We start from the raw sequence: 16,151 nt of genomic DNA, 5'->3' as shown, positions 1-16,151 counted from the left end.
CAAAATATGTCTGTTATTTTTTCCCTGCTTTGTCTAATTTAAACGAAAATCACAGAAATGACAAGAATTTGTTAACTAAATGAAAAATGAGCACTCAGATAGAGTGCTCAGATCGTGAACTGTTTTCATATTTGACGTACATAATATAATAGATGATTCCGCTTAAGAATGCGAGTAACGCAATGAGCGAAAAGGTGAAAAAATATCCGATTGCTGCAGAGAGCGTAATCGCAAGTGGTGCAATTACTTTTCCAAGGTTATATCGTAAACCAGCGGCGGAAAAATACATCGCTCGCTTGTCTTCTGGTGCTAATTTTGAAACAAAGTTTTGCTGAATCCCAACTGTCATAAGCTCAGCGAAACTATAGAGAATAATAGCTACAATGGCTCCGTAAGGGGTTGCGATGGCGGCAAAAAGAAAGAGCGCTATACCGAAAAGGAAGGAAGAGTTCATAAATACAAATTTTTCCTGATAGCGACTCATCATTCGCGTTACAAAAACGGTAAGTGCAGCCACGAAAAAGCCATTAATCGAGACAATGAATCCGAAAAGTTGTTCGCCTGTTAACGAAATGCCAAGCACCGTGGAATTACCAATTTTTTCTTTAATAAAAAGTGGGAAAAGCAAGTCAAGTTGCATCGTTGCTTGAGCAATAATGATCCCGGCTAAAATGTAAAGAAAGAAAATTTTATCTTTAAAAATAAGGGTATAGTTTTTAATTTGCTCCACGATAACAGAGCCAAGTGATTTGCTACTTTGCGCTTTTCGTAATTCGGGATTTAAGGCAAGCGGTGCCGTTTCGTGCCCAAACTTTTGCAATAAAATAAGCAAAACAAGATCGAAAAAGGCGATGGCCAGTAATGTTTCAACTGTAAAGTCATGAAAGACAATCGAACCAAGGATAGGCCCGACAACAACAGCCACGTTGACCATCATATAGAAAATGGAGTAAACATGACTTCGGTGTCTTGGATCAACAACGTCGGCGATCATCGCTTGACTGGCGGGTTGATAAAATGACATGAAAATACTTGCAAGCGTGAAGCCTGCAAAAGACAGGTAAGGGGAATGCATAAAAGATGTGGCGCCGAGAGCGAAAATTAAGAAGCCAACTCCTTCACCAATTACCGAAATGCTCATCATCCGTTTCCTGCCATAAGTGTCAGCAAAATAGCCACCAAAAAGGGCAGTAATAACTGCTAAAATTTGTGAAAATATAAGTAACATACTTGTTAATGCGCGTCCAATCGAATCCGAAAAATAAAGCGTCAGAAAGGGGAAGACCGTCCAAAAAGAAATATCGAGCAGTGCCTCCCCAAATAGACGCACTTTTAAATTGATGTCCCAATCTCTAAATTTCATGCATATACCTTCTTTCGTTCAGTTTTCGCTTTCTCTAAAGAAGAAAATGTAACGAAATGCACGGCATATATGTTCAGTGAAAAAAGGAATTAGAAAGCCCAGTCCCCATTTCTGAAGACAGGCAAAGTTTCGCCGCTTTCTGTAACGCCATCAATATCCATTTTATTTGAACCGATCATAAAGTCAACGTGAACAAGACTCGTATTCACACCACGATCATCTAATTCTGCACGCGTCATGTTTTCGCCGCCTTTAATGTTGAAAGCATAGGCGCTTCCAATTGCCAGGTGATTCGAAGCATTTTCATCAAACAATGTATTATAAAAAAGAATGCCACTTTGTGAAATGGGGGAAGGATCAGGTACGAGTGCCACTTCACCGAGGTAGTGTGAGCCTTCATCCGTCGAAACTAAATCTTCAAGGATCGCTTGTCCTTGTTCAGCTTCCACTTTGATTATTTTTCCATCTTCAAAAGTGAGTTTGAAGTTATCAATGATATTTCCAGCGTAACTAAGCGGTTTTGTGCTTGAAACATAACCGTTTACACTTGTTTTTTCAGCACAACAGAAAACTTCTTCTGTTGGCATATTTGCCATAAATTCGTGTCCTTTTTCATTGTAACTGCCTGCGCCAACCCAAACATGATCTTTTGGAAGTCCAATATAAAGATCTGTTCCAGGGGCTGTATAGTGAAGTGTTTTAAATTGTTTTTCATTTAAATCTTTAGCTTTTGCATAAAGTGTTTCATCATGCTTTTTCCAAGTTTTGATTGGATCAGCCGTATTAATACGTGTCGTTTCAAAAATAGTTTCCCATAATTTCGGCACTTGTTCAGCTTCTGGTAGATCCGGGAAAACTTTTTCAGCCCAGCCAAGAGAAGCCGCCGCAACAACCGTCCAGCTAATTGCATTTGACATCGTTAACTCACGAAATTCTTTAAGCGCTTCGCCCATTGCTTTTTGCCCGGCCGCGATTTTTTCTCCGTCAACACCCTTTAAAAGATCCGGGTCTTCTGAGACGATGGAAATAAAACAAGCTCCTTCTTTCGCAAGCTCTGTCCGTTCTTTTACACGATATTCCGGGGCCTCTTCAAAAACAGAAAGTGGGGCACCTTTGTAGCGCTCTAGTGTAACTCCTTCGTCCGCCCAGTTTACGATAACATCTTTTGCTTTTACAAGAAACGCATGTTTCGCAATTAAACGAACTAGTGGGGCTGAATCAATGCTTGCATTGATTACCACTTTTTGCTCAGGCTGTACATTGACCCCAGTTTTGACGATTAACTCTGCATATTTGTCTAATTTTTCATTAAAAGTTGTCATTATTTCACACCTCTCTTAAATGTCATAAATTTATAGTAGCGCAAAATGAAGCGGAAAGCAACGGGATTTGGAACCTTTTAAATAAAACTAATTTTCTGCCATTTATAGTTTTTTTACCTTATTTAAATAAAAAAAGCGTTACTTTACGACAAATTTGTGAACCTTTTGGTAAAGTTGTTTTTAGTAAGCAGTTTTCTGCTATAATAAAAAGAAAACGAGATGGGATTTATGTATTATGAGGATTTTCATTAGCATTTTGTCATTTGTTGTTGCGATTATTGGGATGATTAACCAAATACAAATCGCTGACCGCCTGCAAATTAATATTTTTACAATTTCTGATCAAGCCATGGATATCTTTGGTTACATCATCACGGTTGGAATGATCGTTGCTGGAATTTTATATTTGTACGGGAAACAGAATCGCAAACGAAGTGTTTGTGCGGTGATTTTATGGGCGCTTCTAGGTTTTAGCGGTTTCTTCATGGAGCCAGTCTATGGCACTTTGCTTTTTTTACGTCCAGTTGCATGTACGATCTGTAGTATTCTTGCTCTTTTTGTATTTATTCCTAAAAAACAGCATTAAAAAAGATGCCGGAAGGGCATCTTTTTTCATTTATTATGCATTTTCAAGTAAAACATCTACATATTTTTTCGTATACGCTTCAGCGCGTTCTACATCATCTTCGTCTGGATCTAAGTCAACCTTTAGTCCTTCAACAGGAACAATCGCGCCTTTTTCTTTTAAGCGCGTCTCAACAAGGTCAACTGTTAGGCAAAATTCATCATAAAAAGTATCACCAGAACCGAATGAAGCACAAACTTTCCCAGAAAAGTCAACATCGGCCATATCTTCATAAAAATCAACGAATTCATCAGGAAGCTGACCATCATCATACGTATAGCCACCGATTAAGGCGCCATCATAATCAAGCAGTTCTTCTGGCTCAACGTTAATACATTCTTCAATTTCAACTTCAATATCATATTTTTCTAGTTCTTCACCAAGGATATCAGCGATTTCCTGTGTATTTCCCGTCATGCTTGCGTAAACAATCATCACTTTTGCCATTTTCTCATACCACCATTTTCTGAAAAATTTTTTAAAAAGTTATCTGCATGATAACTTTATGAATGGATTCACTAACACTTCTATTATAAATGTCTTGCTGAATTGTGCAACCTTTTTTTGTCGATTGCTTTCTTTTCTTTTACTCGAGCGTTATAATTAAGGATAGTGGATTTTCTAGGAGAGGATGAAACAGACGATGATTACACTTAAATCACGCCGCGAAATTGATGAAATGAAAAAAGCCGGCGATATTTTAGTTGAAACGCATAAAGAAATTGCCAAAATGATTGAACCTGGTATAACAAGCTGGGACATTGAAGTTTTTACTGATGAATTCTTGCGTAGCAAAGGTGCGACACCGGAACAAAAAGGGTTTGAAGGGTATGAATATGCAACTTGTGCAAGCATTAATGATGAAATTTGTCACGGTTTCCCAAGAAAAACGCCTTTACAAAATGGCGATATCATCACGGTAGATATGGTTGTGAACTATCACGGAGCACTCGCAGACTCTGCTTGGACTTATGCAGTTGGCGATGTGTCTGATGAAGTCAAACACTTAATGGAGGTTACCCGTAAGTCGCTTTATTTGGGAATTGAACAAGCGCAAGTTGGTAACCGGATTGGAGATATTGGTCATGCCATTCAAACTTATGTAGAAGGTGAAAACTTAAGTGTAGTTCGTGAATTCATTGGGCACGGGATTGGACCAACTCTTCATGAAAAGCCAGAGGTGCCACATTATGGCGCGCCTGGAAAGGGACCGCGGCTGAAAGAAGGGATGGTCATTACGATCGAGCCAATGGTAAATATCGGAGGTTGGAAAGCAAAAATGGATGATAACGGCTGGACAGCGAGAACCGTGGATGGTTCTTTATCCGCGCAGTATGAACACACGATTGCCATTACGAAAAACGGACCAGAGATTTTAACTTATCAAGGCGAAAATGAGTAACAAACAAAAACTGCAACAGTGATGTTGCAGTTTTTTTAAAGGGGGAAATGAAGATGAGTGAAAAAGCCTCGGTACGCCGTTCAAGTATTCCTTTTACTGTGGAACGATTGATTCATGAATTTCAAAATGCAGGAATAAAAAAAGGAGATACGATTATTTTTCATGCATCGCTTTCGCAAGCTGGATGGGTTTGTGGGGGAGCGATTGCTATAATTAATGCGCTTCAAGGTCTTTTAACTAAAGAAGGAACCCTTGTTATGCCAGCGCAAACAGGAGGATTAAGCGACCCGAATTTTTGGGAAAATCCACCAGTTCCAGAAGAGTGGTGGGAGGAGATCAGGCAAAATATGCCACTTTTTGATAAAGATAGGACGCCAAGCACTGGCATGGGCGTGATTGCAGAAAGCTTTCGTGCTTTAAAAGATGTTGTGAGAAGTGACCACCCTTATTATTCATTTACAGCGTGGGGCAAACATGCTGATAGGATAGTAGAAGGACATTCATTAGCTCATGGCTTTGGAGACGAGTCTCCACTTGGAAAACTTTATCAACTGAAGAAGTGTAAAATTGTTTTGTTTGGCGTTGATCATGATAAAAACACTTCGCTACATTTAGCGGAAGAACGCTCTAAGAAAATTCCAGTTAAGATGGGAACTGCTGCTAAATTGCAAGCAGGAAAACGTGTTTTTGAGAGCTACGAGGAAAAAGCGTATAATAGTGATCAATTTTTAGAAGTGGGGGAAGCATTTGAAAAGGCGCAAGGAGACTTTAAAACTCAAATCGCCCTTGCACCTTCTAAAATTTTTGAGATGAACCCTTTAGTTGACTTTGCTACAGATTATTTTGACCGTTAATTTTTTCGAATCGAACTCAACTCTTCAGCAAACATTTGCATTTCCCGTGGACTGAATGAATTTTTTCGAGAAATGAGTTGATACAGTTCCACCAATAAATCGTAGTGAACTTGTTCTAACTTCATATTTTCAAATGCGGATGCATTCACCATTTTTAGTTTTTCAGTAATTTTTTTGAGAATGAAATCCACATTTTCTTGACTGGGTTGTTCCAAATTCATTTTTTATTCCCCTTTTGCTCGTAATATTGAAGATTTTATCATAAAATAAGAGGACATGCGAGTTTCATTAGTTTATAATCGAAAGAAGGGTCAGCACTTCATTCTATTGAAGGGAGGGAGAAAGTTGTGCTAAAAAAATTAATGAGCAATCGATTTTACCGAGTTACGAAATTGATTATTCGACAGATCGGTAAAAATGATGTTTCTGGGAATGCAGCGCAGTTAGCCTATTACATGCTGTTTTCTATTTTTCCAATGCTTTTAATTGCAGCAACTTTGCTTGCATATGTAAATATTGATAGGGATTCAGTGTTTAATTTAATTCAAGAATTTGCTCCAAAAGAAATCATCAAGTTTTTAGAGGGGAATCTTGATTCGCTCTTATCAAAACGAAACGGGGGACTACTCTCCATTGGGATTATTGCTACATTGTGGTCTGCATCAAACGGAATGAATGCGGTAACTAAAGCTTTAAATAAAGCTTATAATGTAACAGATCGGCGCAATTTTATTTTACAGCGGCTCTTATCAATGGTTTTTACCGTTGCTATGATTGCCACAATTGGGGTCACTTTGATCCTACTTGTATTTGGTCAGCAAATCGGACTTTTTATTTTTAATCATTTACACGTTTCAAAAGAATTCGTTGATTTTTGGAATAATACACGGTGGCTAATTACAGTAGTGGTGATCTTTGTTGTCTTTGTCTTTTTATACTGGGTTGCGCCAGCCAAACGAAATCGTTTCTTAGGTGTCCTGCCGGGAGCTATTTTTTCAACGGTTGGTTGGTCTATCACTTCGCTTGGCTTTGCGTATTATGTAAACAACTTTGCTAACTATTCTGCAACCTATGGAAGTATTGGAGTCATCATTATTTTGATGTTGTGGTTTTATTTAACGGGTATTATTTTAATGGTTGGTGGAGAGCTCAATGCAGCTTTTGCAGTATTGAAACAAAAACGAGTCATTGGTGAAATCAATTAAAGGATAGCAAAAAATAGCCCTTTATCCTGACTGGATAGGGCTATTTTAAATGATGTTACTTGGATTGTCATCTTTTTTGCTAGGAGTCATGTTGATACATGGCTCTTTTTCCATGGCTACCCTTTTAATCAGTGGGTCGCTGATGAATGTCTGCAAGCTTTGTTCGGATTGCTTGCATAACTTCATAGGCATCCTCACTATTTGTAATGTCAATTTGGTCAATGTCAAAAACAAGTGTCGCGCTTTTGTCATAACTTTCAAACCAGCTATCATAGCGTGCGTGAAGTCGCGTATAGTATTCAAGCAAGCTAGGATTTTCATCGATTTGCTCGTAGGGGCGCCCACGCTTTTTAATTCGCTCAAGCACTGTTTCGAGGCTGCCCCTTAAGTAGATCATCAAATCAGGCGCTTTCTTCGGAAGAGTTCCTAGTTCTTCCATCATGTTGTCGAGTAGGTCGAGATAGGTGTCCATTTCAGGCGATGAGATATTGCCTTCTTCATAGTTGATTTGTGTAAAAAGCGCATCTTCATAAATGCTTCGATCTAAGACGTTATTTTCGTCACGCAACGCAGCTTTAATACTGCGAAAACGTGTGTTTAAAAAATAAATTTGTAAGGCAAAGGCCCAGCGACCTGGGTCATCATAAAACTTTTCGAGAATTCGGTTGTCCGTGATACTTTCGTAAAAGGCAATTGAACCAAGTTCTCTTGCGATGAGTTCTGTGTAGCTGCTTTTTCCAGCTCCAATCATTCCAGCAAGTACAATCACGTTTTTTTCCATTCCTTTCAAGAGAAGGCCTCCCTTAGTCTAAAGCCATTCTCATTCATTATACTAAAAAGCGGTGACAAAATAAAAGTTTTTTGATAGTATGGATGAAGAATTGAAACGGAGGAGATGTGGTTGGACGGAGCAAAGATAAAAGTGGGACAGACTTTTCCGCTTGAAATTAAAAGAATGGGGATAAACGGTGAAGGAATCGGTTATCATAAACAAACGGTAGTATTTACACATGATGCTCTTTCCGGTGAAGAAGTAGTGGCTAAAGTAACAAAGGTTTTTCCAAATTATTGCGTGGCAAAAGTGGAAAAGATCAAACGCCAATCGGAATTTCGCGTAACACCGCCCTGTCCAGTCTATGAAACATGCGGGGGCTGTGAGCTGCAACACTTAAAATATAGTGCACAGCTTGATTTGAAAAAGGATTTGTTAATCCAGGCGCTGGAAAAGCACACCAAGTTTAATATTAAAAAACTGAAAATCCGTGAAACAATCGGAATGGAAGAGCCTTTCCGCTACCGGGGAAAAAGTCAATTTCAAGCTCGAATGGTTGACGGGAAGCTTAGAACGGGGCTATATGCGCGTGAAAGTCATGAACTTGTGCCGATTGAAGATTGCCTCGTCCAAGATGTGCGAACGGTGGAACTCACAAATGCAGCACGTGACATACTCAACCAACTGGGCGTAAAAGCGTATGATGAGCGCGAAAAAACAGGAGATATTCGAACGATAGTTGTTCGTGTAGGAGTGAAAACTGGGGAAGCACAACTTGTTCTTGTAACGACGGGTAAGCATTTTAACGGCAGACGAAGCTTCATTGAAGAAATCACGAAGCAGTTCCCAAATCTTGTCTCCATTATGCAAAATGTAAAAGAAGATGATAGCTCACTTATTTTCGGACCTGAAACTGAAAAGCTTTTTGGGCAGGAACAAATGACAGAGGAGCTATCCGAATTGAAATTTGATTTGTCGGCTCGCGCCTTCTTTCAGCTTAACCCTAGTCAAACTGAAAAGCTCTACGAAGAAGTTCTAAAAGCGCTAACGTTAACGGGGGAAGAAAGTCTTGTGGATGCCTATTCTGGTGCAGGTACAATCGGTCTTTATCTTGCTCGGAAAGTGCGTGAAGTGCGCGGCATGGACGTTGTCGAAGAAGCAGTGCTTGATGCTACGCGAAATGCACAAAAAAACGGAATTACAAATGCAAGCTATACAGTTGGAACAGCGGAACAAGTCTTTCATTCGTGGCAAGATGAAGGTTATAAACCGGATATTGTCATAGTGGATCCACCGCGAACTGGGCTTGAATCTGGCTTGCTTCGTTCGATTTTACAGGTGAAGCCGAAACAGCTCGTCTATGTTTCTTGTAATCCAAGTACACTCGCGCGTGATTTGGCTCAGCTTGAAAAGCGTTACCGGATTCGGTATTTACAGCCAGTAGATATGTTTCCCATGACGGCTCAGGTCGAATGCGTTGTGAAGCTAACATTAAAATCTAATCCCAAAAAGAAATAAACCGTATGTCATCAGCCGGTTAATCGGTTGATGACATACGGTTTTTTTGAGTCATTAAACTGATAAGTATCGCCACAATTAAATTAGCAAGAAGCGGTAAGAAACCAATATTGATGTCGCTGATAACCGCCGGTAAGTTTGGAAATAAAGTGGCAAGTGTCATGCTGTAATTACTAATAAAGATGGTGATTAAAATGCCAACAGCCATTCCTGCGAAAGCTCCTTCTTTCGTAAGTGGGTTTTTCTTTAGGAGGCTTGCAAAGAGTGCGGGACAGAGCTGAACAATCAGACTGTAACCCACTTGCAAGATGGCTGCTAGTGCGTTTCCACCTTGAAAAACAAATAGACAAGCAAGTCCACCAAGAATTGGAACAAAACATTTAGACCAGAAAGCAATGCGTGCATCGTTTGGTTTTGTTTTCCAACCAAATACGATATTTTTAGAAACAAGCGTACTCGCAGTCATCAAAAGCATCGCCCCTGGTACAAGAGCAGTGAGCATACCAGCAGCCCCGATAATTCCAACGAAGAAGGGGTCAAAGCTTTTGATTGATAGTTGGATCAAAGCAAGATCGCTTTCTTCTCCCGTAAGACCTGGAACTTGTAAAACCGCCGTAAATCCGATAAAAAGAACAAATAAAAGCATTAATGTATAGAGTGGACTGATGATGGCGTTTTTTCGGAAAGTATTCGCATTTTTGGCAGTAAAGGTAGAGGCGAAAACTTGTGGCCACATGTAAAAGCCAAGCACATAAAATAAAACGGTGCTGATAAACCACGTAATACTATAGGTTGTTTTTGGAAAGGTTAGAAGCTCAGGTTTAAAAGCTTCTACTTGTGTGAAAAGCTCGGAAAAACTACCATAATAGTGAAGCGGCAAGTAGATACCCATAAAGACGATCACAAATAAAATCATTAAATCTTTTAAAACAGATATCCAAGCTACCCCTCGAATGCCAGATAGGACTGAGTACAAAACAATGGCGAATGTGCCAATAATGATAGCTATATTCATTGGAATTCGTCCATAAGAAGTCAAAGAAACGATGATGCCAAGTCCTTTTAACTGAATGACAATGATAGGAATGATCGCAATGACACCGATCGCAGCGACAAAAATACCGAGCCCGCGACTTTGATATTTCCTAGCAAAGAAATCAGACTGTGAAACGAGTTGATGCTTATTCGCATATTCCCAAATGAGTGGAAGTAAAAAATAAGAAGTAACATAAGAAAGAGAAATATAGACCATTACATAAATGGCTGATACTCCTTTAGAGTAGGTCCAACCACTTCCACCTAGAAAAGAAAAAGTTGTATAGACTTCTCCCGCCGTAAGCAAGAAAACAAAAACGGTGTTAAAGCTTCGATTCCCCACTGTCCAGTTTTGTAAAGTCATCTTCTGTTTCTTTCGCGCACGCAGCGCAAGAAAAATCGTTAAAATAAAAAAAGCCGATATGACGAAAAGAGAGGTCAAGAACGGTCATCTCCTTTCTTTTTTTCAAAATAGTAAAGAAGGAGAACAGAAAGAGAAGAAAGCACTGTGCCGATGGCGATCCAAAATAATAAAAAAGGGATGCCTAAAATATGTGGATCAATGCGATTGGCAAATGCGGCGCCGCCAAGAATGAATAAGAAGGGAACGAGTAAAATCCCTTTTTTCATGATTTACGTCACTCCTTTATTGTAAAATAGCCCAAACAATGATCGCATAAAAAAGTAGTAATCCAGCGACGACAGAAATTGAGATTTTGATGAGCAGTTTTTTATTGGATGAATTTTTTTGTGACATGGTGAAGGCTCCTCTCCGTTTTTTCTATAGATAAGAGTACCACAAAATCGCGAAAAAAAGCTAGTTGAGTACAAAATTTTCTAGTGAAAACACTAGGTTCTTGCTTGAGAAATATGTTATATTTTTGATGTTTAGAATAGAAAAGTGAAAAATAAAGTGGATAAGACCCAAATAGGAGGAATGAAAAATGAGCGAAAACATCTATGACAATCCAGATTTTTTTAACAGCTATAGTCAAATGGAGCGAAGTAAAAAAGGTTTGGAAGCGGCGGGCGAATGGCACACATTAAAAGAAATGCTCCCCGATTTCACTGGGAAGCGGGTGCTTGATCTTGGCTGCGGCTATGGTTGGCATTCGGTTTACGCGGCAGAACAAGGAGCAACTTCTGTTACCGGTGTCGACATTTCTGAAAAAATGTTGCAAGTAGCGCGTGCTCAAACTAACCTTGAAGCCGTCGAATATTTACATGAAGACATAGAGAAAGTCCGGTTTGAAAAGGATTCCTTTGATATTGTTATCAGTTCACTAGCTTTTCATTATGTAGAAAAATTTGATGAGTTAGTAAAAAAAGTGCACCACTTCCTAAAAGCAAACGGAACATTTATCTTTTCCATCGAACATCCTGTATTTACAGCAGAGGGTTCGCAAGACTTTATTTACGATGAAGATGGAAATATCGTTTCTTTTCCGGTCGATCACTATTTTGATTCAGGGAAACGAATGGTTCACTTTTTGGGTCAAGACATGACAAAATATCACCGGACGATTACACAGTATTTCGAGAGTTTACGCCAAAACGGTTTTAGGGTAGACCAATTAAAAGAACCCACGCCGGGAGAAGAGATGCAAGATATCCCTGGAATGCGAGATGAGTTTAGGCGCCCCATGATGTTAATCTTTTCAGCAACGAATACCAAATAAAACAAGAAAAAGCAGGTGAGGAACCTGCTTTTTCTTGTTTCTAACGGAGCTCATTTTGAACAGCATCGTGCAGTAACTTAGCCGCGCCAGCACCCGCCTTATCGTCATAATAAGCAGTAAAACGCGGATCAGCAAGGTACATTTCAACAATTCCGAGATGTGCTTCTTCCGAATAGCTAGGCCAAAAATAGCTAAGCCATGCTTTGTGGGTTTGAAAAACTTCCTGCTCCAAGTCCTTCGTTACTCCAGCTTGCATCATTATAAGCAGTTCAGATAAGCGCGCATCCAGTTGTGTCACTTTTTGATAGTTTGCTTCGCTCATATTTGCCACCTTGTGATTACTTTTTTCGATAATCTCTTCTCCGTACTTTTCACGAATTTCAGTGCCAAATTTTTCTTCATTTTGCGAAATGAGATCTGCTTTAAAAGCTTCAAATTTTTCTTGATCACTCATCGTTATCTTTCCTTCCTTCGCTTGAAGAGTCTTCTCAACAGTTGCGATAAGCCACTTCAAACGTTTTTCTTTTTGGAGGAGTTCCGCGTAATGCTTTTTAAGCGCCTCTTTTTCATCAAACTTAGGGTTTTCTAAGATTTCTTGAATAGCCGGAAGGCTCACTTCCATTTCGCGATAGAACAAAATTTGCTGAAGCAAATCTACTTGTTCTTGTCCGTAAATTCGGTAGCCATTTGAACTGACTCGTGCCGGCTTGAGTAGCCCAATTTCATCATAATATCGCAGTGTACGTGAACTCACACCGGCGAGAGTTGCCAATTTTTGAATCGTGTATTCCACGAAAATCACCTCCACATTCATAGTTTAAAGGTTTACGTAACGTTAAGGTCAAGCTTTTTATGTGACAACTTTCTTTCGAAAATGTAAGCTTATAAGTTCTTTTCATTCGAGAGGCAATCTGCTACACTAGAAAGAGAAATCATTAGAGAGGGCGGGCACTTCATGCAAGTCAAGCAATTAAAATATCTGATGCTTTGTTTTCCGCTCCTATACTTAGGATATGGCATTTTTTTAGCCGTTCAATTTGGAAGTCGGCCGGAATTCATTAATGCGGTTGTTAACGGGCTCTTTTTGCTCGCGATTACGGCAATCCTTATAAAACTAGCACACCTTAAAAACGGCCTTGATTTTGTTTGGTTTTCCGTTTTTATTTTGTATATATTTGTCCTGCACCATCTCGTTACTTATATTGCTGCAGGAGATTTTGCAAATAGTACGTATACAGGGGATTTTCACATTCAAAAAGACTTAATCAATTTGGAACCTTTTACAACGATTGAAAATACATTTCGGCAAACTTTGCCGACAATGCCAACAGTTATACAAATTATTGGTAATGCGTTGATGCTTGCACCGCTATCTTTTTTCTTATTATATTTTAAAGTAGTAAAAAGAGGAAGCATCGCGATTTTAATTGTCTTTTTCACATCGTGTGGAATCGAACTCATTCAGTTCATTCAAACCACACTCGTCACTGGGTTTAGTGGCTTAGCACTTCCAACAGGTCGATCAACGGATATTGATGATGTGATTTTAAACACATTAAGTGGTTCAGTTGGCGTACTTTGTATTTATCTTGTTCCGGCATTTCGTAAACGGGTGAAAGGCAGACGGAAACGGAAATAAGACTTTTAGATCAAAGGAGAATGAAAATGAAAGAGAAATTACTACAAGCCTACGATTTTTTTCAAAGAAACAGCAAGGTTGTTAAAATCGTTTTTATATCCTTCATCATGCTATTTGTCATTTACGAAGTTTTTAACATCGCGACAACGATTGATTTTCATGTGCTCAAAAAGAATATGACTTCACAAAGTCCAGAAACCTTGTTATTGATGGTTTTAATTGGACTTATCGCGGTTACCCCCATGCTTATTTATGACTTTGTTATCGTTAAACTTTTGCCAGGAAAATTTTCAACAATGCACGTCATTGCTTCTGGCTGGATCACAAATACCTTTACGAATATCGGGGGCTTTGGGGGCGTACTTGGTGCATCTCTTCGGGCAAGCTTTTATGGGAAAAATGCTTCCCATAAAGAAATCTTACTTGCGATTTCAAAAATTGCACTTTTCCTTGTCTCTGGGCTATCGATTTACTGCTTAGTAGGGCTTGCAACTTTACCGATTCCAGGCTTTGCAGATCACTTTCGTAGCTTTTGGCCATGGCTTTTAGGAGGCGGCCTTTATTTCCCTGTTTTGTTTATTGTTACAAAATGGAAAAGCAAATCCCTTTTCGAAGATTTACCCCTTAAACGTGAAGCCTCTTTGATCTCTGCTTCTTTGCTGGAGTGGGGATTTGCCTTTCTCTGCTTTGTAGCAATTGGCTTTCTCATGAATGAACCAGTCGATTTGATGAAGGTTTTCCCGCTCTTTGTGATTGCTTCTGTTATTGGAATCGTTTCAATGGTTCCAGGAGGGGTTGGGACCTTTGACCTCGTCATGCTTTACGGGCTTGATCAGCTAGGCGTTTCAAATGAACTCGCGATCGTCTGGTTGCTATTTTACCGAGTTTTCTACTATATTATTCCATTCCTTGCCGGCCTTTTGTTCTTCGTTCAAAAAGCTGGAAAACGCCTGAATGATTATCTAGAAAATCTTCCTTTTCTCTTTTTACAAAAAGTGGCTCACCGCTTTTTAGTATTATTTGTTTATTTTAGCGGCTTAATGTTGATCTTATCGTCCGTTTTACCCTTTGCGATTTATCATGTGCCGTTTCTTTACAAATTGATGCCCTTTAGCTTTTTGTTTATCTCGCAAGTAACGAATGTCGCATTCGGCTTTTTGTTACTAGGGCTTGGAAGAAGCATCGAAAGCAAAACCAAAAAAGCTTATATCGCAACCGTGATTGTACTTGGCTGTGCGATTTTCAATACACTTGCACGCGTATTTTCCATTAAGCAAGCGATTTTCCTTGGCATTGTGCTTCTCTGTGTATTTTTGGCACGCAAAGAATTTTACCGAGAGAAATTTGTTTACACATGGAGCAAAATTATTTTTGATGCCCTTATTTTCCTAGTTTGCTTAGTTGGCTACGTGATTATCGGCATCTATAATTCGCCTAAAGTGATCCATAAAAAAGCGATTCCCGAGTATCTAGAAATTGCCTCCGAACATATTTGGCTTACTGGTTTTATCGGAATGCTCATTGCCATCATTTGCCTTATTGTGATTTATTTTTATCTATCACAGTCGCCGAAACCTTTTGGCTCCCCCTTCCAAGAAGAACGCGTACGCGACCATCTTGAAAAATGGGGTGGCAATGAAGTGAGTCATACCATCTTTTTACGTGATAAACTTCTTTTCTGGGCACAAGACGGAGAGGTACTTTTTGCCTTTCGAATCATCGCCGACAAAATGGTCATTATGGGAGAGCCGATTGGAAACGAAAAAAAACGCAATGCAGCGATATTAGAGCTGATGGAAGAAGCGGATAAGTTTGGCTACCGACCTGTATTTTATGAAGTAAAAGGTGACATGCTTGCTTACTTGCATGAAATGGGCTTTGATTTTATCAAATTAGGCGAAGAAGGGTATGTTGATGTAACAGACTTTTCGCTTTCCGGTAAAAAGAAAAAAGGCGAGCGCGCTTTGATGAATAAATTTGAGCGGGAAGGTTATCAGTTTGAAATTCTAACCCCGCCATTTGATGGAGAAACTTTTAAAACCCTTCGCAAACTTTCAGATGAGTGGCTTTCGGGCCGCACCGAAAAAGGATTTTCGCTTGGCTTCTTTGATTCTTATTACTTAAACCAAGCAGATATAGCCGTTGCAAGAAACGCGGATGGAGAGATTATCGCATTCGCTTCCATCATGCCGGCTTACACGGATGAATTAACCTCGATTGATTTAATGCGCTACGGAAAAGACGCACCTTCAGGCATCATGGATTTTCTATTCATCAAACTGTTTGAAGATGCGAAAGAAAAAGGCTATCAAACCTTCAATATGGGAATGGCGCCGCTTGCGAATGTGGGCGAATCACAATATGCCTTTTTAGGAGAACGTTTGGCCGGCCTTGTTTACCGCTACAGCCAAGGCTTCTATAGCTTTAAGGGATTAAGAAACTACAAAGCCAAATATGTAACCACTTGGGTGCAAAAATTTGTTGCTTACAGAAAGCGTAGCTCGATTGCCTTTACAATGCTTCAATTGATGCTCCTTGTTGGTAAAAAGCGACCGCTTAAGAAAGGGCAGATTCTTCTCGAAGTGCCCCTCTCAGATGCGAATCCAGATGAACCAAAAACCAAGGATGAATAAATGCAGTACCGAAATTTTTTTCTGATTTGAGTTGATCGTAGAACGATTCGTCACTGTATTCGCTAAACATGAACTTCACATATCGCAAGAAAAAAGCTTGGAAG

16 protein-coding genes are annotated in these 16,151 nt (G+C 39.5%); 8 read left to right on the top strand and 8 right to left on the bottom strand.

What is annotated here, in order from left to right; genetic code table 11:
* Nucleotides 1-94: 94 nt before the first annotated feature.
* Nucleotides 95-1,363, bottom strand: coding sequence for an MDR family MFS transporter (locus HB912_RS12115; protein WP_185374931.1), 1,269 nt, complete (start codon nt 1,361-1,363; stop codon nt 95-97).
* 89 nt (nt 1,364-1,452) lie between these two features.
* Nucleotides 1,453-2,685: an aminopeptidase gene (locus HB912_RS12110; protein ID WP_036072299.1), complete on the bottom strand. Its 1,233-nt coding sequence runs from the start codon at nt 2,683-2,685 to the stop codon at nt 1,453-1,455.
* A 235-nt stretch (nt 2,686-2,920) separates the two neighbouring features.
* On the opposite strand from HB912_RS12110, the gene HB912_RS12105 reads away from it, so the two are divergent.
* Entirely contained in the window at nt 2,921-3,271 is a 351-nt protein-coding gene (locus HB912_RS12105) for a hypothetical protein (protein WP_185374930.1), read from the top strand.
* A gap of 33 nt (nt 3,272-3,304) precedes the next feature.
* On the opposite strand, the gene HB912_RS12100 is transcribed toward HB912_RS12105, so the two are convergent.
* Nucleotides 3,305-3,757, bottom strand: coding sequence for a flavodoxin (locus HB912_RS12100; protein WP_036072300.1), 453 nt, complete (start codon nt 3,755-3,757; stop codon nt 3,305-3,307).
* Between the two features lie 196 nt (nt 3,758-3,953).
* Here HB912_RS12100 and map point away from each other — a divergent pair, with 196 nt between their 5' ends.
* Both map and HB912_RS12090 read left to right on the top strand, forming a co-directional pair.
* Entirely contained in the window at nt 3,954-4,712 is a 759-nt protein-coding gene (map, locus tag HB912_RS12095; RefSeq protein ID WP_185375084.1) for a type I methionyl aminopeptidase, read from the top strand.
* 53 nt (nt 4,713-4,765) lie between these two features.
* Nucleotides 4,766-5,566 carry an AAC(3) family N-acetyltransferase gene (locus tag HB912_RS12090; protein ID WP_185374929.1) on the top strand — a complete coding sequence of 267 codons (801 nt, stop codon included), beginning with the start codon at nt 4,766-4,768 and terminating at the stop codon, nt 5,564-5,566.
* Here the strand turns inward: HB912_RS12090 and HB912_RS12085 are convergent.
* A complete protein-coding gene (locus HB912_RS12085) occupies nt 5,563-5,787 on the bottom strand; it encodes a DUF1128 domain-containing protein (protein WP_185374928.1) in 225 nt (74 codons plus the stop codon). The genes HB912_RS12090 and HB912_RS12085 overlap by 4 nt on opposite strands.
* A 141-nt stretch (nt 5,788-5,928) precedes the next feature.
* Here HB912_RS12085 and HB912_RS12080 point away from each other — a divergent pair, with 141 nt between their 5' ends.
* Nucleotides 5,929-6,771, top strand: coding sequence for a YihY/virulence factor BrkB family protein (locus HB912_RS12080; protein ID WP_185375083.1), 843 nt, complete (start codon nt 5,929-5,931; stop codon nt 6,769-6,771).
* 124 nt (nt 6,772-6,895) lie between these two features.
* On the opposite strand, the gene HB912_RS12075 is transcribed toward HB912_RS12080, so the two are convergent.
* Nucleotides 6,896-7,552: a deoxynucleoside kinase gene (locus HB912_RS12075; protein ID WP_425324776.1), complete on the bottom strand. Its 657-nt coding sequence runs from the start codon at nt 7,550-7,552 to the stop codon at nt 6,896-6,898.
* 120 nt (nt 7,553-7,672) lie between these two features.
* On the opposite strand from HB912_RS12075, the gene rlmD reads away from it, so the two are divergent.
* A complete protein-coding gene (gene rlmD, locus HB912_RS12070; protein WP_185374924.1) occupies nt 7,673-9,061 on the top strand; it encodes a 23S rRNA (uracil(1939)-C(5))-methyltransferase RlmD in 1,389 nt (462 codons plus the stop codon).
* Between the two features lie 19 nt (nt 9,062-9,080).
* Here the strand turns inward: rlmD and HB912_RS12065 are convergent, their stop codons facing one another.
* Together HB912_RS12065 and HB912_RS12060 are read right to left on the bottom strand one after the other, a co-directional pair.
* Nucleotides 9,081-10,538, bottom strand: coding sequence for a sodium:solute symporter family protein (locus HB912_RS12065; RefSeq protein ID WP_185374922.1), 1,458 nt, complete (start codon nt 10,536-10,538; stop codon nt 9,081-9,083).
* Complete coding sequence (locus tag HB912_RS12060) at nt 10,535-10,726, bottom strand: DUF3311 domain-containing protein (RefSeq protein ID WP_185374920.1); 192 nt, start codon at nt 10,724-10,726, stop codon at nt 10,535-10,537. The genes HB912_RS12065 and HB912_RS12060 overlap by 4 nt, the downstream gene beginning before the upstream one ends.
* Nucleotides 10,727-11,040: 314 nt before the next feature.
* On the opposite strand from HB912_RS12060, the gene HB912_RS12055 reads away from it, so the two are divergent.
* Nucleotides 11,041-11,775: a class I SAM-dependent methyltransferase gene (locus HB912_RS12055; protein ID WP_185374918.1), complete on the top strand. Its 735-nt coding sequence runs from the start codon at nt 11,041-11,043 to the stop codon at nt 11,773-11,775.
* Between the two features lie 40 nt (nt 11,776-11,815).
* On the opposite strand, the gene HB912_RS12050 is transcribed toward HB912_RS12055, so the two are convergent.
* Complete coding sequence (locus HB912_RS12050; RefSeq protein WP_185374916.1) at nt 11,816-12,568, bottom strand: TipAS antibiotic-recognition domain-containing protein; 753 nt, start codon at nt 12,566-12,568, stop codon at nt 11,816-11,818.
* Nucleotides 12,569-12,730: 162 nt separating this feature from the next.
* On the opposite strand from HB912_RS12050, the gene HB912_RS12045 reads away from it, so the two are divergent.
* On the top strand, nt 12,731-13,414 hold the full coding sequence (locus HB912_RS12045) for a VanZ family protein (protein ID WP_185374914.1): 684 nt from the start codon (nt 12,731-12,733) through the stop codon (nt 13,412-13,414).
* Between the two features lie 26 nt (nt 13,415-13,440).
* Complete coding sequence (gene mprF / locus HB912_RS12040) at nt 13,441-16,047, top strand: bifunctional lysylphosphatidylglycerol flippase/synthetase MprF (RefSeq protein ID WP_185374912.1); 2,607 nt, start codon at nt 13,441-13,443, stop codon at nt 16,045-16,047.
* Nucleotides 16,048-16,151 lie beyond the last annotated feature (104 nt).

The sequence above is a fragment of the Listeria aquatica genome (assembly GCF_014223975.1).
Lineage (GTDB): Bacteria > Bacillota > Bacilli > Lactobacillales > Listeriaceae > Listeria > Listeria aquatica.
The sequence above is the reverse complement of the archived record's forward strand: the minus strand, read 5'-3'. Positions and strand labels throughout refer to the sequence as shown.